Below are 898 nucleotides of genomic sequence, written 5' to 3' on the forward strand. Positions count from 1 at the left end.
GGCACCGCGAGGCCCGCTCGGATCGCGGTGGCGGCGGCGGTCAGGATCGCCTGCGCGTCGTCGGCCCGCACGTTCCACGTCAGCGGCGGCATCAGCAGCTGGGTGCGCGGCGCGGCGTCCGGACGCAGACCACGCCATAGCAGTGAGCCGAGCGCATCCTGGCGGCGGGCCACCTCGGAGTCGTGCTGGACGGGGACCTCCAGCGACGGATCCAGGTAGGTGGGGGCGACCGGCTCGGAGCCGACCCCGGCGAGCGCTGCCCCGACGGTCGGGTCGAACGGCACCGCGACCAGGTCGGGAGCGAGGCGCATCGGGGCGAGGTCGGCGGTGCTCAGCACACCCGTCGCGGAGTCCTGCGCGGTGAGGTCCGCCGCGGCGATGGCCACCCGGCGGCCCCGCGCGGACAACAGTTGCGCGGCAGGCCCGGTCAGGGGACCGTCGCCGACGATCGTCACGCCGCGCACCGACGGGATCCCCAGCAGCTGGTCGACGATGTCGGCGGCGCCGGTGGTGGCGATCGTGCGCAGCGCCGGGTCGCCGACGCGCTGCACGGCGTCGAGGTCGGCCTGGGCGTAGGTGGTCGGCGCGACACACATCCGCTGCGCCAGCGCCTTGAGGCGGTTGAGCCAGCTGATCGCGGCGTCCTGACCGGTGCCGGGCCGGGTCGGCGTGCCGGGTCCGGCATCGACGCCCTCGTTGACGACGTAGCCGGTGGTCATCGCGTTGACCGTGACGAGCAGATCGGGGTCGACGGCCAGGCACAGGGCGCCGCTGAGCTGACCGCCTGCGTCGACGGTCGGCCCGACGGCGAAGTCCACCGCCGACAGCAGGGTGTCCAGCCGGCCGCCCGGCGCCAGCGAGGTGGCCAGCTCGTCGTCGACCAACCGCACGGGCGCCG

Annotated in this window: 1 pseudogene; it reads right to left on the reverse strand. The window is 75.4% G+C overall.

The features are described 5' to 3' along the window. Nucleotides 1-898: pseudogene (locus Q2100_RS31115) on the reverse strand (hypothetical protein); the annotation flags it as partial.

The organism is Mycolicibacterium arseniciresistens, assembly GCF_030519285.1.
GTDB lineage: Bacteria > Actinomycetota > Actinomycetes > Mycobacteriales > Mycobacteriaceae > Mycobacterium > Mycobacterium arseniciresistens.